General features: G+C 46.0%; 24 protein-coding genes and 1 riboswitch. Of the genes, 8 read left to right on the forward strand and 16 right to left on the reverse strand.

The genetic code is table 11. The features are described 5' to 3' along the window. Positions 1-104: 104 nt before the first annotated feature. The 3 genes from OM416_RS28425 to OM416_RS28435 all read left to right on the forward strand — a co-directional run bounded on the left by OM416_RS28425 (position 105) and on the right by OM416_RS28435 (position 2,815). The gene (locus OM416_RS28425; RefSeq protein ID WP_062837943.1) at positions 105-332 is read left to right on the forward strand and encodes a hypothetical protein; all 228 of its coding nucleotides are present in this window, start codon (positions 105-107) and stop codon (positions 330-332) included. A 384-nt stretch (positions 333-716) separates the two neighbouring features. Then, positions 717-1,730 carry an arabinogalactan endo-beta-1,4-galactanase gene (locus OM416_RS28430; RefSeq protein ID WP_264935300.1) on the forward strand — a complete coding sequence of 338 codons (1,014 nt, stop codon included), beginning with the start codon at positions 717-719 and terminating at the stop codon, positions 1,728-1,730. 617 nt (positions 1,731-2,347) lie between these two features. Beyond that, complete coding sequence (locus tag OM416_RS28435; RefSeq protein WP_264935127.1) at positions 2,348-2,815, forward strand: hypothetical protein; 468 nt, start codon at positions 2,348-2,350, stop codon at positions 2,813-2,815. Here the strand turns inward: OM416_RS28435 and OM416_RS28440 are convergent. The 5 genes from OM416_RS28440 to OM416_RS28460 all read right to left on the reverse strand — a co-directional run bounded on the left by OM416_RS28440 (position 2,812) and on the right by OM416_RS28460 (position 6,113). Further along, positions 2,812-3,153, reverse strand: a complete 342-nt coding sequence (locus OM416_RS28440) for a hypothetical protein (protein ID WP_264935129.1) — start codon at positions 3,151-3,153, stop codon at positions 2,812-2,814. The genes OM416_RS28435 and OM416_RS28440 overlap by 4 nt on opposite strands. A gap of 193 nt (positions 3,154-3,346) precedes the next feature. Next, positions 3,347-4,225 carry an EamA family transporter RarD gene (rarD, locus tag OM416_RS28445; protein ID WP_264935131.1) on the reverse strand — a complete coding sequence of 293 codons (879 nt, stop codon included), beginning with the start codon at positions 4,223-4,225 and terminating at the stop codon, positions 3,347-3,349. Positions 4,226-4,375: 150 nt separating this feature from the next. Further along, positions 4,376-4,726 (reverse strand): hypothetical protein, encoded by a 351-nt coding sequence (locus tag OM416_RS28450; RefSeq protein ID WP_264935133.1) that lies wholly within the window; start codon positions 4,724-4,726, stop codon positions 4,376-4,378. A 164-nt stretch (positions 4,727-4,890) separates the two neighbouring features. Continuing rightward, a complete protein-coding gene (locus tag OM416_RS28455; RefSeq protein ID WP_264935135.1) occupies positions 4,891-5,532 on the reverse strand; it encodes an NAD(P)-dependent oxidoreductase in 642 nt (213 codons plus the stop codon). Positions 5,533-5,756: 224 nt separating this feature from the next. After that, a complete protein-coding gene (locus OM416_RS28460) occupies positions 5,757-6,113 on the reverse strand; it encodes a HesB/IscA family protein (protein ID WP_264935137.1) in 357 nt (118 codons plus the stop codon). 670 nt (positions 6,114-6,783) lie between these two features. Between OM416_RS28460 and mqnE the strand changes: the two genes are divergently transcribed. Both mqnE and OM416_RS28470 read left to right on the forward strand, forming a co-directional pair. Beyond that, entirely contained in the window at positions 6,784-7,890 is a 1,107-nt protein-coding gene (gene mqnE, locus OM416_RS28465; RefSeq protein ID WP_169480628.1) for an aminofutalosine synthase MqnE, read from the forward strand. Between the two features lie 235 nt (positions 7,891-8,125). Next, the gene (locus tag OM416_RS28470; RefSeq protein ID WP_264935140.1) at positions 8,126-9,187 is read left to right on the forward strand and encodes an NAD(P)/FAD-dependent oxidoreductase; all 1,062 of its coding nucleotides are present in this window, start codon (positions 8,126-8,128) and stop codon (positions 9,185-9,187) included. On the opposite strand, the gene OM416_RS28475 is transcribed toward OM416_RS28470, so the two are convergent. Next, positions 9,184-9,438, reverse strand: coding sequence for a YuzB family protein (locus OM416_RS28475; RefSeq protein ID WP_074096376.1), 255 nt, complete (start codon positions 9,436-9,438; stop codon positions 9,184-9,186). The two genes, OM416_RS28470 and OM416_RS28475, sit on opposite strands and share 4 nt — an antisense overlap. 80 nt (positions 9,439-9,518) lie before the next feature. Between OM416_RS28475 and OM416_RS28480 the strand changes: the two genes are divergently transcribed. After that, positions 9,519-9,764 carry a NifU family protein gene (locus OM416_RS28480; protein WP_053783253.1) on the forward strand — a complete coding sequence of 82 codons (246 nt, stop codon included), beginning with the start codon at positions 9,519-9,521 and terminating at the stop codon, positions 9,762-9,764. A 140-nt stretch (positions 9,765-9,904) separates the two neighbouring features. Here OM416_RS28480 and OM416_RS28485 read toward each other — a convergent pair whose 3' ends face one another. Continuing rightward, positions 9,905-10,684: an SDR family oxidoreductase gene (locus OM416_RS28485; RefSeq protein ID WP_264935147.1), complete on the reverse strand. Its 780-nt coding sequence runs from the start codon at positions 10,682-10,684 to the stop codon at positions 9,905-9,907. Positions 10,685-10,857: 173 nt separating this feature from the next. On the opposite strand from OM416_RS28485, the gene OM416_RS28490 reads away from it, so the two are divergent. Continuing rightward, positions 10,858-11,856, forward strand: a complete 999-nt coding sequence (locus OM416_RS28490; protein WP_264935149.1) for a DUF2167 domain-containing protein — start codon at positions 10,858-10,860, stop codon at positions 11,854-11,856. A gap of 119 nt (positions 11,857-11,975) precedes the next feature. Here the strand turns inward: OM416_RS28490 and OM416_RS28495 are convergent, their stop codons facing one another. The 6 genes from OM416_RS28495 to OM416_RS28520 all read right to left on the reverse strand — a co-directional run bounded on the left by OM416_RS28495 (position 11,976) and on the right by OM416_RS28520 (position 17,508). After that, the gene (locus OM416_RS28495) at positions 11,976-12,815 is read right to left on the reverse strand and encodes a MetQ/NlpA family ABC transporter substrate-binding protein (protein ID WP_264935151.1); all 840 of its coding nucleotides are present in this window, start codon (positions 12,813-12,815) and stop codon (positions 11,976-11,978) included. Positions 12,816-12,890: 75 nt separating this feature from the next. Further along, complete coding sequence (locus OM416_RS28500; RefSeq protein WP_145151695.1) at positions 12,891-13,550, reverse strand: methionine ABC transporter permease; 660 nt, start codon at positions 13,548-13,550, stop codon at positions 12,891-12,893. Beyond that, positions 13,551-14,585: a methionine ABC transporter ATP-binding protein gene (locus OM416_RS28505; RefSeq protein WP_264935155.1), complete on the reverse strand. Its 1,035-nt coding sequence runs from the start codon at positions 14,583-14,585 to the stop codon at positions 13,551-13,553. A 125-nt stretch (positions 14,586-14,710) separates the two neighbouring features. Beyond that, a riboswitch (SAM riboswitch) is annotated at positions 14,711-14,851 on the reverse strand. 167 nt (positions 14,852-15,018) lie between these two features. Beyond that, positions 15,019-15,738, reverse strand: a complete 720-nt coding sequence (locus tag OM416_RS28510; protein WP_264935157.1) for a Cthe_2314 family HEPN domain-containing protein — start codon at positions 15,736-15,738, stop codon at positions 15,019-15,021. Positions 15,739-15,948: 210 nt separating this feature from the next. After that, the gene (locus OM416_RS28515) at positions 15,949-16,887 is read right to left on the reverse strand and encodes a COX15/CtaA family protein (RefSeq protein ID WP_264935159.1); all 939 of its coding nucleotides are present in this window, start codon (positions 16,885-16,887) and stop codon (positions 15,949-15,951) included. 276 nt (positions 16,888-17,163) lie between these two features. Then, positions 17,164-17,508, reverse strand: coding sequence for a thioredoxin family protein (locus tag OM416_RS28520; protein ID WP_062837984.1), 345 nt, complete (start codon positions 17,506-17,508; stop codon positions 17,164-17,166). Between the two features lie 142 nt (positions 17,509-17,650). Here OM416_RS28520 and OM416_RS28525 point away from each other — a divergent pair, with 142 nt between their 5' ends. Next, entirely contained in the window at positions 17,651-18,937 is a 1,287-nt protein-coding gene (locus OM416_RS28525; protein WP_264935161.1) for a DUF2515 domain-containing protein, read from the forward strand. A 215-nt stretch (positions 18,938-19,152) separates the two neighbouring features. On the opposite strand, the gene OM416_RS28530 is transcribed toward OM416_RS28525, so the two are convergent. The 3 genes from OM416_RS28530 to OM416_RS28540 all read right to left on the reverse strand — a co-directional run bounded on the left by OM416_RS28530 (position 19,153) and on the right by OM416_RS28540 (position 22,087). Beyond that, positions 19,153-20,781, reverse strand: a complete 1,629-nt coding sequence (locus tag OM416_RS28530; protein WP_264935163.1) for a polysaccharide biosynthesis protein — start codon at positions 20,779-20,781, stop codon at positions 19,153-19,155. Between the two features lie 61 nt (positions 20,782-20,842). Beyond that, positions 20,843-21,283 carry a DUF456 domain-containing protein gene (locus tag OM416_RS28535; RefSeq protein WP_047841365.1) on the reverse strand — a complete coding sequence of 147 codons (441 nt, stop codon included), beginning with the start codon at positions 21,281-21,283 and terminating at the stop codon, positions 20,843-20,845. A 54-nt stretch (positions 21,284-21,337) separates the two neighbouring features. Continuing rightward, on the reverse strand, positions 21,338-22,087 hold the full coding sequence (locus OM416_RS28540; RefSeq protein ID WP_076333185.1) for a Cof-type HAD-IIB family hydrolase: 750 nt from the start codon (positions 22,085-22,087) through the stop codon (positions 21,338-21,340). Positions 22,088-22,736: the final 649 nt, after the last annotated feature.

Below are 22,736 nucleotides of genomic sequence, written 5' to 3' on the forward strand. Positions count from 1 at the left end.
CATCCCTTTACAAAGGTCAATAGACAGAGTAAAGTGAAGTACAGTGTGATTTGGTCCGGTTTCTTGTTATCATTTCCAAATATCAGTATTTAAAGGAGTATATAATGAAATCCAACAAACCTAGAACGTTACAAAAAAATATAGAGTTTTTCACGGCTGCACTCTCTCAATGTGTAGTGAGCGCATGGCAGGAAGACCCGGCTGGCGTCTACTGTGAAGTAGGTAGCGGCATTGTCGAGCGGATCAGTGAAGATAGCGTGCGCATTCGCAACAATGACGGAACGAAGAGTCACTATGCACGAGATATCACGATGTTCCAGACCGAAAAATAATTTTGCGTAAATACGTAAAAAAGACTAGCTTTCCCAAACAAGGTGTTGTATACTCTTGCCACAAGGAAAGGAGGTGCGTCAACATTTCTAATCACATGTTGAACGTGTCCCTTACCCGATCCACTAGCTCAAAATAAAATGAGTCCGGTGGAGGCGCGGGATACGGATCAATGTTTCAAAAAGCGCCACGGGTAGAAAAGCCGTCTTCGGACGGCTTTTTGTTTTGTCTTTTTTCCTAGAGAGGTTGAGAAAACACCCAAAATATTGGAAATGGACCCTTTAGTCGAGTAAACTTGGATGGCTATAATTAGGATGCAACTCAACCCAAATCCGAGGAGGCATCTTGTAATGTTCAAAAATGTAAGGGGTTTCAAGACATCCATCATGTTGGCTTTTGTTTTGTTATTCACCTCCATCATGTTGCCCGCAGGTCAGCATGCCAGCGCAGCACCAAGTTTCGCCAAAGGAGCCGACATCAGCTGGGTTCCCGGAATGGAAGCCCAAGGCTACAAATGGAAAGATAAAAACGGGGTACAGCGTGACATCATTGATATTTTGAAAAACGACTATCAAATCAACTCCGTTCGTATTCGAGTGTTCGTTAATCCTTCGAATGATTATGGTAACGGTTACATGAATAAGGATCGTGCGGCTACACTCGCACAACGTGCCAAAAATGCCGGCATGAGCGTGATGCTCACCCTGCACTACAGCGACTCCTGGGCAGATCCTGGTCAACAAACCAAACCTGCTGCTTGGAAAAATTACACGTTCCAACAACTCATGGATGCGGTATGGAACCACACTCGTGAAGTTATGACAGCGATGCAAAGCAAAGGCGTTACCCCGGACTGGGTACAGATCGGTAATGAAACAAGCAACGGCATGTTATGGGAAGATGGTAAAGCATCCACCAACATGAAAAACTATGCGTGGCTGGTGAATACAGGCCATAACGCAGTGAAATCCCTGAGCAGCGGCACCAAAACCATTGTGCATCTGGCAGGTGGAGATGATAACGCCCTCTATGTATGGAATATTGGCGGTCTGATCAATAATGGAGCTAACTTTGACATGATTGCCATGTCCCTCTACCCTTCGGCTTCCGGCTGGAACACAGCCGTGACAAATACGGTAAACAATGCCAAGGATCTGATCAACCGTTATGGCAAAGAGATCATCATCTCCGAAATCGGCATGGACAATAATCAGGCAGCGGCTGGTAAAAGTTTTGTCGCGGCGATGAAAAACCAAATCCGCAATTTGCCGAATGGCAAAGGTAAAGGTGTATTCTACTGGGAGCCTCAGGCTACACCAGGTTATAACAGTGGATATGGTAAGGGCGCTTGGCAATCGAATATGATGCCGACGGTAGTCATGGAAGGATTTATTGACTAGAACACGGAGAGGTTAGAAATGTGGGCTTTGGGGGGCAGCGTGGTGGGCGTTCCGGTGGCGGATCGTTCTTATGATCGCTGTTATCCCCGTATTTTCCCCTGTTAAGGGGAAAATACGGGGATAACCTATGCTTCCGATGTAGCTTTCTTGCAGAAAGCTTTCAGGCGAACGCTTCGCTTCTTCAGAATCGATTCCGCCCCCTCCACTACGTTGCTGCTCTATGAGGCACTTCTAAAACCGTGTGTAGTCAAATGGATTAAGTAGTAAGGTAAAACAAGAGCTTGAGGCGCTATTCCCGGTGGGAGTAGCGCCTTTTTTACGTTGGATTGCGTTGGGGACGCGGCGTGGTCTGCGTTCCGGAGGCAGGGAAGATCCCGAGATAGCTTATGCTTCCGATGTATCTCTCTTGCAGAAAGCTTTCAGACGAAACCTTTGCTTCTCCAGAATCGATTTCCACCACCTCCACTACGCTTGCTGCTCTATGAGGCACTCCGTGCTATTAAATTCGGAATGTTTAGCAGGCTGAATGCAGAATGGTTTTTTCACTTACATATGAATATAATAAAATAAATCATGCAGAACATCAGTTAGCTTATTTCAAGAGCGGGGGAAAATGGATGAGTTTTTTAAAAGGGATGGGTCAATTGGCTGGAGAAGTCACGGGGAAAGTATTGGGCGGCAGTGTGCGGGTTGTGGGTGAACTTGCGGGAAGTCCCTTTATCAAAGAAATCGGGAACGGCGTAGAGAAAGCCACGATTAATACAGGCAAAACCGTTGGACAACTGGTTAGCGGGACATATGATCTGGCGAGTGGTGCAATTCGAAAAGATGATACCGCTATTGACGCGGGGCTTGCCGATATTGGAGGTGCCGTAACCAATACTGCAAAAGGTGTAGCGATATCAGCCAAGTATGTATATAACAGCGGTAAAGATGTTGTTGTGGGCATGAAAGAGGAAGATAAGGACAGAGTCAAGCTTGGCGCCAAGAATCTTTTAGCTGCTGCTGCAGTAACAACACTCGCTGTCGGTGTCATTGATGCAGTTGATGGGGCTGAAGGTGTAGATAGTAGGGATTTGGTTTAAATCACCAATAACACAACAACTGAAGAAATACAGCCTAGCAGGGCAACCAAAATATGGAGACAACTAAATGAGATTTTTTCAAGTAAAATCCGTTGTCTCTTCTGAATTAAACAAGAGTAGATGAACACCGTTATCACAACGGGCAGATATAAATGAGGATCCGGACCATCCGTGCTCGGTAATAGTTTATTAATATATCCACCTATCGTCTCGTTGACCATCATGAACCCATATACACTACCGATTATTGCTGAAACTGCAAACTGAAATAGTGTTTGAACTACAGCATTCTTTACAAAGAATGCTTCACGTTTGCGGTAACGGTTATTAACCATCATATATCTATTGCCTCCTCGTTTTTCTATTACTCTTTTTGGTTACTATTTTTGATTACTACTCCTGTATTTTACCATAACGTTGATCAGCCTTCCTTTTTAGTTTTTATCGACCTATTGCTCCCCAACAAACCAAAAATTGCCCTCTCCACCTCATTGGCAGAAAGGGCATTTATAACGATTAAGATACCTCTGTTCAGCTTACCTTAGCAAGTCTCGTAGCACGTATCGATGCGGCAGCGTATACGATAAGCGCTGTCCAGATGAGGGCAAAACCAACGAGCAGAACTGGCGAGACCGTTTCCTTGAACACGAACACGCTCAGGATCAGCATGATCGTCGGTCCGATATATTGCACGAAGCCGAGCGTGGACAACGACATCCGGGCAGCCGCCCGTGCAAAGAAAAGCAGCGGCAGCGCCGTCACTACGCCGGCTAGAAGCAATTCAAAAAACATGGGCGCAGGCAGCGTCCATGCTGTTGCTTTTCCCACGATGGCCAAGTAGATCCAGTAGCCGAGTGCGATGGGCAGAACTACAGCTGTCTCCGAAAATAAGCCCACAGAAGCGTCTTGCTTAATCTTCTTCTTCGCAAGACCGTACAAGCCAAATGACACGGCCAGCGAGATCGCAACCCATGGGAAACGTCCGTAGTCGATGGCGATGATAAGCACCGCGACACCAGCAATGGCGATCGCGAGCCATTGGCCACGGTTTGGCTTTTCATGAAGGAATACAACCGCGAGCAGCACATTTAGCAACGGGTTCAAATAATAGCCCAGACTTGTCTCAACGACATGACCATTGTTAACTGCCCAGATGAAGATCAGCCAATTAATAGCGATTAGCAGCCCACTCGCGGTAAGGGACAGCAAGGTCGAACGACTGGTCAGAATACGCTTCATGTCACTCCAACGGCGCTGGACGGCTACGAGAATACCCATGAAGACGAACGACCAGACTACCCGATGCGACAGAATCTCGCCTGCCGGTACATTTTCAAACAACTTCCAATACAGCGGGAGAACCCCCCACATGATATACGCAATGATCGCGTTGATTAATCCACTGTTCATAACTTTTTCCCCTCTTACCCCTGTGATGTCTCAACGGATTATACGCCTCGATCCTCATTTAAGTAAAGGGGTAATAGGTCATGCAGGAAGTCAGCCTCTCGTTCAACTGACTTTTTCTTTGAGCAAAAACTTCACGTTAGCGCAGCGAGATTATACTTTGCGCTTTTTCTTTCTTACTCTCATAAAGAAGACAAAGATCGCCGCAAATACGACTACACCTACGATATAAAAATCAATATCCTGCTCAAACATAAACCACATTTTGTGTTCTACGTTTACTTGTTGTTTTGGTGGAAATCCTTCCCCGAATAGCTCAGTTGCCTGGTTCAAATGATTCATTTCGATGGTCGAACTGCACGGACTACTGCTTAACTCACCATCCGCTTCGCTAAAGTATATTAAGTATTTGTTGCCTTCCTTGAAATCAAACCCCCAAGTGTAATTCGTTGCTATAATGAGTTGAGAGTCAACTTCCGTATTCCAACTCTTCTCAGCTTCCACTAAAATATATCTGATTTTCTCTGGCCGTTAGGTGAATGAATGCTTTTGTTCATTTAGCGACTTTCTATTTGGGCTATCATTATGTATTCAATAACAAAAAAACGGACGCCGATCTGTCGAGAATCAGCGTCCGTTTGTATGTTCCATATTATAATTTCAAAGTGTTACTTCACTTCGCCAACAACGGTAAAGCGCTCGTTTTGGTGTTGTGGATTCTCGATCTCATCAACCAAAGCAATCGCATAGTCTGCATAGCTGATGTAGCTGTTGCCTTCGCTATTCACGAGAATAACGTCGTTGCCTGCTTGATATTTGCCTGTACGCACACCTTCTGGATTAAAGAATCCAGCCGGGCTCAGGAATGTCCATTGAATACCTGAAGATGCTTGCAAATCCTGCAAGTTTTGGCCTTGGTTCGTTGCAGTTGCTTTGTATGCATCAGGGAACCCTGGAGATTCAAAGACACGCAATGTCTTGGACTCGTCTGTGAACAGGCTACCTGCTCCACCCACGACGATCAAGCGAGTGTTTGGCGCATCTTTCAGGATGTTGATCAAAGCTTGTCCAGCTTCAACATGAAGATGTTCTTGCCCTGGAGCTGCACCGAACGAGTTTACGATAACGTCAAAACCTTTGATATCTTCTGCGGTGAGATCAAAAACTTCTTTTTCCAATACGTTAAGGGACTTATCTTCCAATTTGGATGCGTTACGAACGATCGCCGTCACTTCATGACCTCTGTCTGCCGCTTCTTTCAGAATCAAACTTCCTGCTTTACCTGTAGCACCAATAATTGCAATGTTCATTATAATCTCTCCTTTAGTTATGTTATGTTATGTTCTGTTCAAACTTCATAATGTAACTATAATAGTTACAACATATGTTGTCAACCATGCAACAAACATAAACACAAAAAAGCCCCTGATATCATGCCCGTGCAAAACGGATACAATTCAGAGGCTATCTATTAAAGGGACTGCAACTGCTTTATTTTAGATCATCATCAGAAACCGCTATACAACTCAGTCTCTTAACAATCTTTATCTGGTACGCCCGCTTCTTCCTTCGTACGGAAAGAAGATCCACACCCGCAGGTCGCTACCGCGTTCGGATTATGAATCGTGAACCCACCCGACATACCGGACTCTTCAAAATCAATTTCGAGACCATCAAGGTATTTCAGGTTTTCCTTCTCGACTACAACCTTCATACTCTGAATATCCATATACAGGTCCTCATCGGACTCTTTATCGTCAAAGCCCATGGCGTACGAAAATCCGGTACAACCGCCCGGTGCTACGCCAAGACGCAGAAACATACCAGGTGTCTCTTGCTGTGCAAGCATCTCTTTCAATCTGTCAGCAGCCGTTTCGCTGATGTTAATCATGCCAGGTCACTCTCCTTTTTCATATAAAATCATGTTCAAAAAGGGCGCTTTTCAGTACCAAGAAGATGGGATGAAGATAGAAATGGAGTAGCGGAGCGTAGGCAAAACTACGTGAGCAACTACAATGTTTCCAAAGGAAACATACTTCGTAAGCCTCCAGCTTATTTCGGCTGAATCCCATCTTCGACGCTGAGATGCCGCTAGGCATCCTTCGTAATCAAAAGCGGACTTTTTGAACTACCTTTCATTAACTCTTCTTTAAATTATACTCCACCCCGTCAAGGGTCTCAAGTCATGTTTGCCTCTTTCCGCGTTCCCCCTGAACTCCTTTTTCTTCCCAGTGTATTGAACCCCCGCGACACGAGGTTTATAATGAATAGGTGGTCGCACTGAAATGTCGATATTTTGTCATGACTTATTCAGACGATGGTCATAATTGGAGTTGTAATTTTTTTCACATTTCGAGACTGCAACGCAGTCCCCAATGCATATATGAGTCAACAGACTCCATTTTTTGAAAAAATTTAGCTTTCATATGCAGCACACGCTGCACCGGGTAAATAAGAGTTAGTCCATTAAGAAAGCGGCAGTTGACCGCATCTTTGCTATGTAGTTCTGTATGCAGATCCTACACACAACTCAAATCCGGTTAAGAACAGGAGGAAACAGTATGTCTACATTGGTAACACCGTTCACAGACAAAAGAATGGCTGAAATCGTTGAGAAAGTGCAGAACGGCGTAAGGCTGAGCGTAGAAGACGGCGTATATCTGTATGAAACAGATGATCTGCTGACTTTGGGCCAGTTGGCCAATGAGGCCAACCTGCGGAAGAATGGTAAGAAAGTGTATTTCATTGAAAACATGAGTCTTTATTTTACAAACGTATGCGAAGCTCGCTGCGCTTTTTGTAATTTCCGCAAAGACCAGGGTGAAGATGGTTCTTACACGTTGTCCGGTCAGGAAATGATCGATTATGTGGAACAGCATATTCATCCGGGCGTACGAGAGTTCCATATTGTAGGCGGACATAATAACCATGTTCCTTTTCAGTATTATGTCGATTCCCTGCGTGCTTTAAACGAGAAATATCCGGATGTTACGCTGAAAGCCTACACGGCAGCCGAGATCGATTTCTTCACTCGTATCAGCGGGCTCAGTATTAAGGAAGTTCTACAGGAGCTGCAAAAAGCAGGTCTTAAAACATTGACTGGCGGCGGCGCTGAGATTCTGTCGGATGAATATCGCAAAAAAATGCGTGTGGACAAAGCGAACGTGGATCGTTATCTTGAGGTGCACCGCACAGCTCATAACCTGGGCATGCGTACACATACTACGATGTTGTATGGATCAATCGAATCCTATGAGGACCGCGTTAACCATATGGCGCAGATTCGTGAATTGCAAGACGAGACCAACGGATTCATGGTCTTTATCCCGCTTTCCATGCAACCAAAAAGTAAAAACGCGAGCATTATGCGTCGTAACTCGGCTTATGAGGATCTCAAAACAATTGCGATCAGCCGTTTGATGCTGGATAACATCGATCATATCAAAGCCTACTTCATCAACATCGGTCCTCAGTTGGCTCAAGTCGCCCTTGGATTCGGTGCTTCGGATGCACATGGCACGATTGTTCGCGAACGGATTAGTCATGCAGCAGGTGCACTAACGCCTGAAGGCCTCACCCGTAAAGAGCTTATTTGGCTAATTAAAGGTGCAGGACGCATTCCGGTAGAACGTGATACGTTCTACAACGAGATTCAAGTGTACGAATAGTATTTACACCATATAAAAAAAATATTGCACTAGCATCACTCCATGACGCTGCTTTCATTATAGGGGGAGACGTTTGAATTCGAGTGGTGCAAACTGCTGATTTATATCTTCAATTTTCAATGTCTATTTTTCAATTATTCAAATCCAAACAAAAGGAGCAGCTATGTTATTGCATAGCTGCTCCACAGGTTACAGCCCCATTTCAGTGGGACTGATGCAGAAAGGAAGCCGAGTCATGAAAAATTTCGTCATTCTTGGAGGCGGCTATGGCGGCCTCACCATCATCAAGGAACTTCTGGAAGGTAAAATTCCATCCGATACACAAATTATTTTGGTGGACCGCAGCCCCTTTCAGGGATTAAAGACAGAATATTACGCACTCGCAGCAGGAACCGTATCCGATTATGACCTGCGTATCCAATTTCCAGTGAGCGATAAAGTCACTTACCGTTATGGAGAAGTTACTTCGATCGACTTGGAACAGCGTCAGATTGAATTTGAAGGCCAAGACCCGCTCGTCTATGACAAGCTTGTCATCGGACTTGGTTGTACAGACCGTTTCCACAACACACCAGGCGCTGAAGATTACAGCTGTACCATCCAGAGCTTCAGCAAAACACGCGAGACCTACCTGCGTCTTAATGAGATCAAAGCCTACGGTAATGTGCATATCGTTGGCGGCGGATTAAGTGGTGTCGAGATGGCAGCTGAACTACGTGAGAGCAGACCGGATTTGAACATCAGTATTCTGGATCGTGGCGAGCGTGTATTATCTGCTTTCCCGCAACGTCTGTCCGTATATGTGCATGAATGGTTCAACGAACATCAGGTAGAGACCCGCGGACATATCGCCATTTCACGCGTTGAACCGAATGCGATCTTTAACCGGGATGAACAGATTCTAACCGATGCAGTCGTGTGGACTGCAGGCATTCAGCCCGTAAAAGTGGTACAGGATCTGGACGTGACCAAAGACCCTCAAGGTCGTGTCGTTCTGAATGAATACTACCAAATCCCGGAATATACCGATGTATATGTCGTTGGTGACTGTGCGAGTGTCCCTTATGCACCTAGCGGTCAAGCTGCGGAAGTGCAGGGTGAGCAGATCGCCCATATTCAGCATGCCCTCTGGAAAGGCGAAAAGCCCAATCCACATCCACTCAAGCTTCGTGGCACACTCGGTGCACTCGGCAAGAAGTCTGGGTTTGGGCTGATGGGCAAAACGTCCATGATGGGACGTGTACCTCGTATTTTGAAAAGTGGTGTGCTCTGGATGTCCAAGCGCCATCTCGGTTAGTCGAGATCTAGCTCGTCCCAGACATCGGCTTCGGCAACTTTGGCCAGAATGGCGTTATATAGATCTTCCACTTTGTCCGTGATGACAACTTCACCATTCACCAGTGCAAATGGAGTCATAGAACATTGGCCGCAGTTGGTGAGGCAGCCGTATTCAATCACGTCATAGTCTGGATTTTCTTCCAGTTGATCCATGACTTCATCTGTGCCAAAATGCATATTATTGGCACAAAATTCAATAATCGGTCTCATTTAAGTTCACCTGCTTTGTTTGACCATTTTAATTTATGGTCATTTGTAATATAATATAGGAAGGAAAGGAGTTGAACAATATGAGCGAAAACGCACAAAGCACCATGTATGATGAGGTATCTGATGTGCTTGATAAACTTCGTCCGTTCCTGCAGCGCGATGGCGGTGACGTGGAACTGGTCGACGTGGAGGACGGCATCATTAAGCTGAAACTGGTCGGTGCCTGCGGCAGTTGCCCAAGCTCCACCATTACCTTAAAAGCCGGGATTGAACGCGCCCTTCTCGAAGAAGTTGAGGGTGTACAAGAAGTCGTACAAGTATTCTAATCAATCCTTCACGAAATAAACCTCAAGAGCCTTTCGCTTCGCATGAAGCGGAGGGCTCTTTTTTTGTGTGCATATGGAGAGAGTCCATTTCTCACTGTCACCTTGACCAGTTTTCCACGTACAGTCCTTCAATTCACCTTTTAAGTATCCTCGCGCTGTATGGTTGGACGAATCGGATCAAGTCCTCCGGATACATCCATAATGTTTCCTGTTATAAAATCAGAATGATCAAGACATAGATACGTAATCACTCGTGCAATATCTTCACCGCTGCCAGGACGCCCTCTTGGCGTTTCCTCGTCGGTGATACCTGCCATTTCATCAATCGTTTTTTCTTTGTTGGCACCGCGAATATCTCCGGGACATACCATGTTAACCGTAATGCCATAAGGAGCTTCTTCAACCGCGAGTGTCTTCGTAAAAGATACCAGACCCACCTTGGCAGCCGCATATACCGCGCGATGAGGCCAAGATCTCGCTTCTCCAGCATGACTGAAGCCAAAATGGATAATGCGTCCCCATTGCTTGCGTCTCATCTCTGGCAATACACGCTGATCCAGTAACATCGGTCCCAACAGATTTCCCTGCACAAGCATTTGGACCTCAGCTTCAGAATAATCCGCAAATAATCGTCGTTCACGGACAAATGGCCCCGCGTTATTCACCAAAATATCAATACTGCCCAGCTTGTCTTCCACCTGTTCAACCAATGAAGCAATATCTTCCACCTTGGATATATCCGCCTGGATGGCAATGCACCGCACACCCTTGGCTGTAATCTGAGTCCTTAAAGCCTCAGCTTCTGTTCTGCTGTGTACATAGTTGAGGGCAATATGACACCCCTGATCTGCCAGACTGAGGGCCGTCATTTTACCAAGACCTTTGGCACTTCCCGTTATGAGGGCAACCTTTCCCTTCACGTTCATCCCCCTCTTCAAAGAGCAGTCACTATCCAGTATAAAAGATTTATCCTCCTCCTACAACTCAGTTATCTCTAAGGAAGTATCCACCTATAATTCCAAATATATCTTGATCGAAATCAGACACCTGTGATACTGTCGAGGATATAACCCGAAAGGACCTCAACATGAACATGAAGAACAAAAGATGGATATCGTTTCTTACACTTTTGATGGTGAGTTTATTCACAATCTCTAGTGCCCTACAGGTATCAGCGGCAAATGAGACTGACCAGGCACCTGATGAGTACGATTGGATTACTGGACCAGCACCTGTCTCTCTGGACGGTAAGGCCACCCTGGAAGTCCCTGAGAGCCATTCCTATCTGGATAAGGCCAATACCCAACGTTCGATACTTAACAGTGGTGGAAAGCCTAACGGGAATGAAATCGGAAGCCTAACCAGCAATAGCGAATTCGGCTCGTGGTATGTCGTGTTCGAGTACGTGAAGACAGGTCATATTCATGATGACGATCAAAATCTGAGTGCTGAAGAACTGTTAAGCAGTTATATCCGAGGCACAGAAGAAGACAACAGAGAGCTTGATCCTGAATATAGAACGTACATAACAGGATGGGAAATCGAACCGGCATATGATAAGACCAAGCATCAGTTGGTCTACTCCCTTGGTTTCAAGAATGCTGATCAGCAAGCCATGGTCAATTACAATGTAAAGCTCCTGACACGCGAAGGGTACATCACAGCCATTCTGGTTACAGATACGAGCACCTTTCAACAGAGCCGCCAGGCATTCGAGGAAACGGTTCTTAATCAACTTAGCATTAATGCAGGATATACCTACGAGGAGTACAATGCTTCGACTGACAAAACATCCACCATAGGGCTCAACAGTCTTCTGATGGGCGGGATCGGATACACAGCTTCCCACAAATTCAGTGCTCTTCTTTTGCTCAAAAAAGGATGGGCCTTGATCCTGGTTGTCGTTCTTGGGCTAATCGGGTGGATCAAATACAAGATCAAAAGCTCACACGGAGAAGAAGAAACACTCTCTCCCTCCGAGAGGACGTACCTGCAAGAAGCAGATGAGCAGCAGTATGCTGATCAGAATGAATTATCCTATTACCGCCAAACTGGGCATCCATCCAACGTGGATAAACAAGATAAGCCCTGACCCTTGTTGATTCCCACGTCAGTACAGACTAGGAAACATAAAATAAGCCGTATATCTCTTCTGGAGAGACATACGGCTTATTTCTTACAAACTTTACATCACATCATACATATCGTGAATTATTCAGTTGCAGGTTCAACTGCACCTTTATAACGTTCTTTGATGAATGTTTTCACTTCTTCGGAGTGCAAAGCAGCAGCCAGTTTTTGAATTGCATCTGCATCCTTGTTGTCCTCACGGGAAACGAGGATGTTCGCGTATGGGTTACCTTGCAGATCTTCGATCAGCAAAGCATCATTCGCTGGATTCAGGTTCGCTTCGAGCGCATAGTTAGCGTTGATGAATACCAGATCCGCTTCATCCAATTGACGAGGCATCATGGCTGCATCCAGCTCAATGATATCCAGGTTCTTCGGATTTGCTGTGATATCTTGAATCGTAGATGTGATATTTGTGTTGTCTTTCAGCGTAATGATGCCTTCCTTCGCGAGCAACAACAGTGCACGTCCACCATTGGATGGGTCATTCGGAATCGCTACTTTTGCACCGTCTGCCAATTCATCCAAAGACTTAATCTTCTTGGAGTATCCGCCAAAAGGTTCAACATGAACAGGTGTTACAGAAACGAGATTGAATCCACGTTCTTTATTCTCTGTGTCCAGATAAGGTTGATGTTGAAAGAAGTTTGCATCCAATTTTTTGTCAGCAAGTTGCTGGTTGGGTTGAACATAGTCATTGAACGTAACGACTTGCAAACGAATCCCTTGTGCTTCCAGTTCAGGCTTGATGCTTTCCAGAATCTCTGCGTGTGGTGTAGGTGAAGCTCCAACTTTCAATTCAACTGTACGTGGTGCACCTGCTGAATTGTCTGCGCCGCTATCGGCGTCCTTGTTATTTCCGCAAGCTGCGAGAACCGCAATCAACATAAGACTAAGTAGAGCAATAGACCATTTTTTCATGTGTAAAACCCCTTCTCTAATCATTTTTTTCATGTGGCATCCGCATTATTGCACATCCATCATGTTATCTATGTGTTATTTCCTGGTGAAAAATGTAACCAAGCGATCTCCAGCCATCTGGAGAATTTGCACTAGAATGATCATCGACACTACGGAGATGATCATGATTTCATTTTGATAACGGAAGTATCCATAGTTAATTGCCAGTGTTCCCAAACCTCCACCACCAACCATGCCTGCCATCGCCGTATAGGAGACAAGCGTAACAATAGTGATCGTAATCCCGGCAAGCAGACCAGGTAGTGCTTCAGGCAGTAAAACCCGTCTTACAATCTGTCCGGTCGATGCGCCCATCGCCTGTGCCGCCTCAATGACACCCCGATCGACTTCACGCAGCGTGTTCTCCACCAAACGGGCGAAATAAGGAGCTGCTGAAATCACCAAAGGAGGTATAACGCCGAGTACCCCCGTAGCTGTACCGACGAGTATACGAGTGAATGGAATAAGAGCAACAATCAATATGATGAATGGGACTGAGCGCAAAATATTAACAATCAGGGATAGTATCGTGTACACTGCCCGTGACTTAATCGAAGCAGAACGGGCTGTCATGAACAGCAGAACTCCGAGCGGTAAACCTAAGATAACGGTAAACAAGCCTGATACACCCAAAATTTGCAGTGTCTCTATGGAAGCTTTACCAACCTCTTCCCAACGTACGGTTGAAAAATCCATCTAACGTAGCACCTCCACATCAAGTCCCTCTGCGGTCAATTCGGATATGGTCCGTTCAATCGCATCTGACTCACCCTCGAATCGAACGGTCAACTGCCCATAAGGAACCTGTTTGATCGTAGAGATCGTACCTTGCAGGATGGCAAAATCCACACCTGTCTTACGTACCGTTCTGGACAAAATCGCTTCATATGTTTTATTACCCAGAAAGGATATCTTCACAAGTTTGGAAGCAGCACCTGCCTGCAATTCAACGCTTGCATTCGCCAGAGCGGTCTCTTCCAGAGCAAGTCCAGCTTCCTGGTCACGCATCGTGAAGTCCCGCGTAATGGCGTGATGCGGCTTCAGGAATACTTCTGTTACAGGCCCCTGTTCCACAATGCCACCTTGATGAATGACAGCAACCTTGTCACAGATATTCTGGATAACGTGCATCTCATGTGTAATCAGGACAATCGTGAGGTTGTACTTTTCATTAATGTCGAGCAATAACTTCAGGATTGAATTGGTCGTCTGCGGATCAAGTGCCGAAGTAGCCTCATCACAGAGAAGTACATTCGGATCACTCGCAAGCGCTCTTGCAATCCCAACACGTTGTTTCTGTCCACCAGATAATTGAGCCGGATACTTACTGCTATGGTGCTCCAGGCCAACCAGAGTGAGCATTTCCTTCACTTTGCGGTCAATGGCTTCCTTGGGTGTATTTACAAGCTTTAGTGGAAAAGCCACATTGTCATATACCGTTGCCGAGGATAGCAGATTAAAATGTTGAAAAATCATGCCGATCTTGCGTCTCTGTTGCTGCAATTCAGTTTTACTCAGGTCAGTCAGGTTGATCCCGTCAACCCATACCTCACCCTCCGTTGGACGTTCCAACAAATTAATACAGCGAATCAGTGTACTTTTACCCGCTCCGGAATGGCCAATGACGCCATATATCTCACCCTTGCGGATGCTCAAATCCAAATTGGACAACGCTGTTGTGGCTTTTGCCCCTTTACCATACGTCTTAGTTAAACCCTTTAATTCAATCAATAGAACTTGCCCCTTCCTACCACCTACATGTATCTTTACCCGAAAGACAGGAAAACTCCCCTTTACGTACAAAAAAAGAAGAGCCCCTTTGCAGATACAAAGACGGCTCTTCACGTGAATTTACCTTCTCATCTGCCAAAATCGTGTCTTGCACCATTTTGTAGGAATTAGCACCTAACATCTATAACGAATGACACATGTGTCATTTATTACAAATCGGTTGCCGGGCTTCATCGGGCCTGTCCCTCCGCCGCTCTCGATAAGAAATATGAGATTGTAAGATTCTATAAGTTCATGTAGTTCATGTTATATACTGTTCGATAGTTCAGAAACTTCTGAAGATAAAGATATTCATGTACCATTCGATCTGAAACTCAGTATAATCCAAGTATTCCGATTTGTCAAAGGGAATTATTTCATTTATTTTACTGCGTTAACGTTTCTTAACTTTCTTAAGCCATATCTGATTAATGTAACCATATGCAGTACTTAACGTTTCACACACCATGTCCACGCCCTGACGCATCTCATGAACATGCTGATCCAGATCCTCCAATTTCACTTTCCCTTGCAACGTCTGGTGTAACTGCCACAAATCATCATGCATTTCAGAGTTCATGTAGTGAATTTCCATATTACGTCGTTTGCGAAGCTTGCTCATCGGTTCACGATAAGAGTCCTTGATCTGAATCAATCGCAAGGCAAGGTCATGATGCTGCGTCGAATAATCGAACTGCCTTAACACGGTAAAATAAGAAAAATGTGCTTTTGTATTTGAGGTATTCAGCTCGAATATTTCATTCAATACGGTGCCGACTTTATCCAGAATGGCAAAACAACGGATGAAGCCATCTTTATAGAAATAAACATATCGGGCATATTCGGCTTTCTCTGCCTGCGTCATATCGTCCGTAGAGCCTGCAACGACCTTTTTGCGAAAATGAGCAGCAGCGAAACAGCTTTGCTCCAGTTCATCCAGCGAGGAGATGAGTCCCTGGGTCCACACATACAGTTTCCGATAGTCATGCGTGGGATCATGGTCCACATGCATTTGTCGCTGAAACAGCTCCAGCGTATGCGCCATGGACTCCATTGCTTCCTTCAATAACCCTTCGTTTATACGCGGCTTTTCCCCGAGTAACGTTCGCAGCATAACTAACCTCCCCTTTTCCACATCAAGAAAGATTCATCACCATTCATCACCATCATACATAAACCATTCCGAGTATACGTGTAATTGCTGCTTGCCATAGGTTGCCCTGATCCCCCCGACATCAAACAAAGTCCACCTGTCCAATGATGTACATCACTGGATGGTGGACTTTCAAATTTAGCCCAAGAGACTTTCCAACATAAACGCAATTTAGAAACGATTTGCCGGGCGATGCAGCTTGTACACCAGGAAACTCATATACGTTAAAACCCCGAACAATATGGCGATATCCAGCATATGAGCAAGGGCTACGAACATGTATACTTCTGGACGGTTCATCGTCACCATCATGAAAATACCGATAACCACTTGCATCAGAATCAGAACAACGGAGACCACGCCAAGGGTACGCATTTCCTTGTTATCCGGATGATTACGGTAAGCAAAGTGACCCAGGATTGCGATAACAATTACGAGCGAAGCAGCCGCAGCACGGTGAGCAAACGCAACCGCTACCCCACCCGAAAGCTCAGGAATAATCTGACCGTTACAGAGCGGGAATCCGGAACATCCGCCTGCAGAATCTGTGTGGCTCACAAATGCACCTGTGTATACAACGAGATACGTATAAACCGTGGAGAACCAGACCAGATTCCTGAATTTTTTAGTGACCCGAGGGTATTTATTCAGACGCTCCAATCCACCATCTTTTGCCTCCTGCCTTATGCCCAGCGCCATCATGAGGGAACTGGCAAAAGCGATCAATGCAAAGCCGAAATGCAATGCCATGACTGCTGAAGATTGGGAGAAGACGACGGCAAAAGCCCCCATGATTCCCTGGACGATCACAAATACCAAGGTTAAGAAAGAAAACAATTGCAGGTCACGGCGTGACTTGCCGAACCGCAGAAAAGCAACAAATGAGGCAATGGACAACAGTCCAGCCAGTGCGCTTACAGCGCGGTGGGAATATTCAATAAGTGAAGCCACAGTATGTGCCGGAACGAGTTTTCCGTTACATAAAGGCCATTCCGTTCCGCAGCCAAGGCCCGATTCCGTTTTGGTTACGATGCCTCCACCAAAAGTGGCCAGAAACATGACAAGACAGGTTAATACGGTTAACCATTTAAACAAAGTTAAGTGCTTCAATTTTTTCTCACCCGCTGTTGGTTTAAGATGGCGAAGAATATTCTCCGCTTGTTTCGGTACTTTGACACTTATTTCACAACTAAACTCATTATACCGGATAAAATGTTCATTGACGTCGCGCTTTGTGACAAAATGTTAACGTCTGGTGAAATAATGACCCGAAGGTCATTGGGGATATGTACATGAAACGTTTCTTACACAGAGCGTTGAACACACAAACGCCATTTCCCTATTTCAAGAGAAATGGCGTTCTTTTCAGTATACCCTTTTATAACATCATTTATGGATCGTGTTGTACACCTCAACTGCGCGATCCAGGAACTGCTCGATCTCTTCTCTCGACTTGCGCAGCTTGTTCACGTAACGTACAAGTTCGCGGCCATCTGTATACGCCACAAAGCTCGGAATGCCAAGAATATTCTGCTCTTCACTGACCGTTCCAACCTGGTCTACGTCAACCTCAATCAAAGTCAGTTCACGTGCATATTTCTCTTCAACCTCAGGCATAAACGGATCGATGTATTTGCAGTCTCCACACCAGTCAGCCTTGAATACGGCAATCGTTAAACGTGGGGATTGAATGGCTACATCAAAAGCCGGTTTGGATGTAATTGATTCCATTGGATTCATCTTCCTTTCTGTACCTTGTCTTAATCTAAGTGAAGCAAATTGGCGAGTGGAAGTCAAATAATCAGCGCATACTTAGAATAAACCATATGGTCTGTGAAATTAAACCCAGAATATCATGAAAGGATGTCACAACATGACTTCCACCAGAACCGATTCTTCCAGCGAACAACATCACGGGTCCCTCCTGCAGATTGTCCGTTCCATTCCGGGAGCTGCCCGGGAAATCTGGCGTGGCAAACAGGCTGCATGGCAAGCTTCGGCACAGCTTCGGCATCCATTGCGTGACATCGAGTGGGATACTGATACAGCTATCGCCCTGCAATCCGAGGTGGAGCGTTTGTTACCTGTCAGCGGCAAGTCTTTTGCACGTACTGATCAGGTCCAAAGTGCGCTCGTCTGTGAAGAAGATTGCATTATTCTGGAAGAGATTAAGACGCTGACCCAGGAGCATAATCGGAGTAACATAACTCGCACGGCAGCCTATCTGGAATGTTACGAGCAATATCCTGAACTGCATTGGGCCCTACTGGCTCATATGGTCTCTCGCAACGGCGGATATCACATGACAGATCTTCAGAGTGACCTGATGCATAATTTACAGAATCCAAGCGATCGTGAGCATATGTATCGATTGCTGGAGCGATGTAATGCACTCATTTTCCAGGATGCGTATCCCCAGCTTTTGCTGTATATGAACAGTCGCCGGATCGGGCGCAGCTGTTTCCATCTCTTGTCGCACTTTCACGTATCGGCGTTCATGACGCCGTTCTGGGAACGCTTTTGGCTGGAACGGTGCAGTTCACTGCTAAGTGTGGCATTAATTATTAATGAGCAGAACTATATCGAGAGCCGAGTGATGCAGCATCCTTATTTTCAAAAAAAAGTACTTTCCAAACCCGCATTCCATCTGCATAATCTGTCGGGTCTAAATCATATCGTCTTTCCTCTTGGAAAAGAAGCTGGGCTCGCAGGACGGGTCATTGAACATTTTGGCAAGCTGGATGAGCGAATTCTGTTTGGCAAGGGCCTGTATGCCCTGTTGTTTGGTGTAGAGCAAGTACACACACAAGTGTTGGAATTCGCACGTTCGGTTCCCCATCGTGGCTCACGTGCCGAATATTGGCCTGGCCTGTTTACCCATCATGAAGACGAGGCGGGTGATCATACACTTTATGCTCAGGAGCTACTAAATGAAGAATGGCTACCCGAAGGGCAACGACTATATAGTCCAGAACTACTCGACGTATGGGCAGACACGCCTTATGAACCGATCACCAGACAGGACTGGCTTCAGACACGAGATTGTCTTGGTTATCTGACGGTACCGCGCCGCCCATGGCTGTTTGAGATGAGTCACGAACACCGGTATGGCATGCTAAAAACAGCACTGGCTCATGATGCCAAGGCCATCACACACTAATGCTGAAGATCATATGGAGCAGGCAGAGCCGCATGATGTAGATAACCCGATGCACCGCTAGCAGAGGCTTACTTACCTAATAATTTGCCTAATGTTTAACTCAGTCGCTCAGCTGGTCTTAAATTATACAAAAAGCCCTGTCTCCTTTTACAGCAGACAGAGCTTGTATCATATTTTGCACAATATTGATGCTTAAATGATTATATCCTTCCAGGTTATCCTCTTTGCACGCCTCCACGTTGGAGACGCATGAGTGGACGGAGAATTTTTTGCAGAATACGGGGGTAACTGCCCAGCTCGTCCTTGCGCAGTACACGCAGCACAACCATGAGAACCAGATACACCACCACGACAAGCACACCAACCACAAGGCAGGTAAGCAAGAAGGATACGCGTGCTGGCAGGAACAGTCCAAAGATCATATTGCCAATCCAGTTCGCTGCAAATCCTACACCTGCTGCAAGGAGCACTGTAATGATAAACCCTTTCCAGCGATCTCCCATGATAGAGAAATCAACGATTTTGCGAAGGACCCGCAGATTCAGGTACGTGATCACCAAGAAGCAGAGAGCTGTTGCAATAATGATGCCGTAAATACCGAAGATAGGCGCCAGAATCAAACTTGCGACCAACTTGATCACAACACCTGCTGCCACACTCACCATCGTAATCCGCGGTTTACCCACCCCAAGCAAAATGGAGTTGGTGGTCATCATCGTAATCTGGAAAATGGTACCGAATGTCAGCAAAGCAATGATCGGCGTTCCATCCAGATTGGTAAACAACAACCCGTTAACCGAATACGCTGCCGCACAAAGTGCAATGACAATCGGCATACCTGTCAGAATCGAAATGCGCAACGCAAGTGTAACCTGATTCTTCAGATGGGCTTCATCTTTGCGGGCAAATGCTGCCGAAATGACAGGCACCAACGACTGACTCAAAGCGATAGCCAGAATTGGAGGAATCCCCGCAATACTTTGGGCCTTGGCACCGAGGATCGCAAGGACGCCTGTGGCCTCTTCGAGTCCGATCTGGCCACTAAGCAGTGGAACCACAAGGGATGAATCGATAAAGTTAATGGCTGGGACCGCAAGTGAAGAAAGCACAATTGGAATAGAGAGCTTAAAGATATCACTGTAGATGCCTCGCATCGGCAATTGCTCTGCACGCTCGTAATTCAATTGCGCCGCACGGTCGCTACGACGCAGTTTCAAGGTGAAGTATAGCATGACACCGAAGGCACCAACACTTCCTAATACCCCACCAAATGAGGCACCTGCAGCAATCGTTTGGTCATCATAATTCCATTGCAGCATGACATAAGCCACGATAATGGCTGTACCTACACGAGCAAACTGTTCCACAATCTGTGAAATACCGCCTGCTGTCATGTTGCCGCGTCCTTGGAAATATCCACGCATCATCGCAATAGCCGGGAAGAGCAGCAAGGCTGGGGCCAAGGCGCGAATGGCGCTGACTGACTCCGGTACTTTGGACACATACGTAGCATAATAAGGTGCCGCGAACCATAACAAAGCAGACATGACTACCCCGGCCACAGCCGCAAAGATCAGGGCTGCACGGTAGATCTGTTGAGCTTCACCTGCGCGTCCGAGCGCATAGCGTTCCGATACCATTTTACTCAGAGTACTCGGTATGCCCGCCGTTGCTACAGTTAACAGCATTAAATATACCGTATTGGAGATCGTAAACGATGCGTTACCGATATCGCCGAGGATATGCTCCAGCGGCACCCGTTGAACCAATCCGAGTACTCTTGCGATCAGCGCAGCTGCCGCCAGAATGAGCGTACCCCTAATGAATGTTTCTTTCTTAGACAAACCAATTCCCCTTCTTTCCTCCACACCGGACGTACATCCCGTTGAAGCTAATCCCGAACGTTTAGGCGAATCTTACCACCCAGATAATAAAGAGAACAATCATGACGATTTGCAAAATAATTTTCATCACAGTGCTCGTAAATAGTCCCACCACGGAACCAAAACCAACTTTGGACGCTTTGGAAGGTGAAGACCCTCCGATCAGTTCTCCGATAAAAGCACCGATAAATGGTCCTAGCACCAGTCCGAATGCCGGAATGACAAATGGCCCAATGATAACACCAATGGTACTCAGCGTTGTCGATAACTTGGAGCCACCGAACTTCTTCACGCCCCAAGCGCTGACAACATAATCAGCCACGAACAACACGACAACAATCAAAATCTGGATGATCCAGAACCACACGCCGAACGGATCAAAGCTGAAGAACCAGCCGTAGACCAGAAACGCGAAGAAAATCGCTACAGCACCAGGCAGTATGGGATATACCGTTCCAGCCATCCCCACTGCAAACAGCAGCACAATTAAAATCCAGGCAATGGTTGCGAGCAAAGGTTACTCCCCCTTCAAAATATGTTCACGGATCACTTCGACGATACCGTCGTCATTGTTACTCGCTACGATCAGATCAGCCGCTTCCTTCACCTGCTCTTGCGCATTGCCCATCGCTACACCAAGACCCACGGCCTCAATGACAGCCAGATCATTCAGACTGTCTCCGACAGCAACAACTTCGGACATCTCGATACCCAGCAGCTTGCAGACTTCGGCTACACCACTTGCTTTGGATACGCCAGCAGGGTTGATCTCAATATTAACAGGTGAAGAATTCGTCATTTGCAGACCGCCCATTTGTTGCAGTTCCATCATGATCTGGTGACGAACTTCATCCACTTCGGTATTGAAGCCGAATTTTAACCATTCCAGACCTTCAATATTGTCTGTCCAGCGATCACGGTTGAACAGCTCTTCCACGGAGTATGCCCAGTACCAGCTGTTATATTTCTCACCAATTTCCTGCATTTTGCGAATTAATGCCGGGTCCATCAGATGACGCATATGCAGATCATGCGGTGCTTTCCAGACCTCACTACCGTTAACGGTAACCATCGGTGTCTCCAGTCCGAGTTGGACCGCATAAGGCATCGCGTGGAATACGGCTCTTCCCGTGGAAAGGCACACATGCACCCCCCGACGAATGGCAATCTGTATCCACTTGGCAGTCTCCTGTGTAATTTCATGATTATCGTTAAGCAATGTTCCATCCATATCTAGTGCCAGCAATTTGTATTTCAGTTCACTCATACAGTAGTTTCCTCCTAGGTTGTCTCTCTCCAAATTGAACTCATGGATATCCATTCAGGTACTACGTGGGCAGAAAACCTTTCGAGTCGTAGTATCTTTGTTTTAGAATTACCTTTTTCTTTAGTGTACTGAGATTATACGAGGTAACTGTTACGTGTACGGATCGTCTTCCGATCGCTGTTGTCTCCGAATTTTCTAGATTCTCTCTTCTTAAAGGTTAGAAATTCGGAGACAAAGGCGAACGCTATCGCTTCTTCAGATCGATTCCGCCCCCTTCACTACATCACCTTTGTATTTAGAGCTCATAACACCTAACATCAAGAAGGAAATTCATAAACAAATTTCCCTTCTCTAGGTCCTTTCTGCCCTCTCCGTTCCACAATGGTTCTCCAGCTCAACTTAAAGGTTCTCTTTATCTAATATCAAACATTCTTTCACAACAAGATCGCCCGGCATCCACAAAACGGACGCTCCGGACGTCACAGCTAACGACATTTTACCACAGATCATCTGTATGCAACAAAATAACCCGTAATCAGAAGGATGACACATCAAGATAGATATATGTTCTATATCGAACTAACCATTCATGCCTTCAAGCAAGCATCATCCAAAAGAGGCAAGGGAAACTCCCCTGCCTCTGCAAATC

The sequence above is a fragment of the Paenibacillus sp. LS1 genome, assembly GCF_026013365.1.
Taxonomy (GTDB): domain Bacteria; phylum Bacillota; class Bacilli; order Paenibacillales; family Paenibacillaceae; genus Paenibacillus.

Bases quoted from the DNA above. Each gene is read 5' to 3' on its own strand.
- OM416_RS28425 (WP_062837943.1), top strand. From the start codon at position 105: ATGAAATCCAACAAACCTAGAACGTTACAAAAAAATATAGAGTTTTTC.
- OM416_RS28430 (WP_264935300.1), top strand. From the start codon at position 717: ATGTTGGCTTTTGTTTTGTTATTCACCTCCATCATGTTGCCCGCAGGT.
- OM416_RS28435 (WP_264935127.1), top strand. From the start codon at position 2,348: ATGAGTTTTTTAAAAGGGATGGGTCAATTGGCTGGAGAAGTCACGGGG.
- OM416_RS28440 (WP_264935129.1), bottom strand. From the start codon at position 3,153: ATGATGGTTAATAACCGTTACCGCAAACGTGAAGCATTCTTTGTAAAG.
- rarD (WP_264935131.1), bottom strand. From the start codon at position 4,225: ATGAACAGTGGATTAATCAACGCGATCATTGCGTATATCATGTGGGGG.
- OM416_RS28455 (WP_264935135.1), bottom strand. From the start codon at position 5,532: ATGAACATTGCAATTATTGGTGCTACAGGTAAAGCAGGAAGTTTGATT.
- OM416_RS28460 (WP_264935137.1), bottom strand. From the start codon at position 6,113: ATGATTAACATCAGCGAAACGGCTGCTGACAGATTGAAAGAGATGCTT.
- mqnE (WP_169480628.1), top strand. From the start codon at position 6,784: ATGTCTACATTGGTAACACCGTTCACAGACAAAAGAATGGCTGAAATC.
- OM416_RS28470 (WP_264935140.1), top strand. From the start codon at position 8,126: ATGAAAAATTTCGTCATTCTTGGAGGCGGCTATGGCGGCCTCACCATC.
- OM416_RS28475 (WP_074096376.1), bottom strand. From the start codon at position 9,438: ATGAGACCGATTATTGAATTTTGTGCCAATAATATGCATTTTGGCACA.
- OM416_RS28480 (WP_053783253.1), top strand. From the start codon at position 9,519: ATGAGCGAAAACGCACAAAGCACCATGTATGATGAGGTATCTGATGTG.
- OM416_RS28490 (WP_264935149.1), top strand. From the start codon at position 10,858: ATGAAGAACAAAAGATGGATATCGTTTCTTACACTTTTGATGGTGAGT.
- OM416_RS28495 (WP_264935151.1), bottom strand. From the start codon at position 12,815: ATGAAAAAATGGTCTATTGCTCTACTTAGTCTTATGTTGATTGCGGTT.
- OM416_RS28500 (WP_145151695.1), bottom strand. From the start codon at position 13,550: ATGGATTTTTCAACCGTACGTTGGGAAGAGGTTGGTAAAGCTTCCATA.
- OM416_RS28510 (WP_264935157.1), bottom strand. From the start codon at position 15,738: ATGCTGCGAACGTTACTCGGGGAAAAGCCGCGTATAAACGAAGGGTTA.
- OM416_RS28520 (WP_062837984.1), bottom strand. From the start codon at position 17,508: ATGGAATCAATTACATCCAAACCGGCTTTTGATGTAGCCATTCAATCC.
- OM416_RS28525 (WP_264935161.1), top strand. From the start codon at position 17,651: ATGACTTCCACCAGAACCGATTCTTCCAGCGAACAACATCACGGGTCC.
- OM416_RS28535 (WP_047841365.1), bottom strand. From the start codon at position 21,283: ATGGCTGGAACGGTATATCCCATACTGCCTGGTGCTGTAGCGATTTTC.
- OM416_RS28540 (WP_076333185.1), bottom strand. From the start codon at position 22,087: ATGAGTGAACTGAAATACAAATTGCTGGCACTAGATATGGATGGAACA.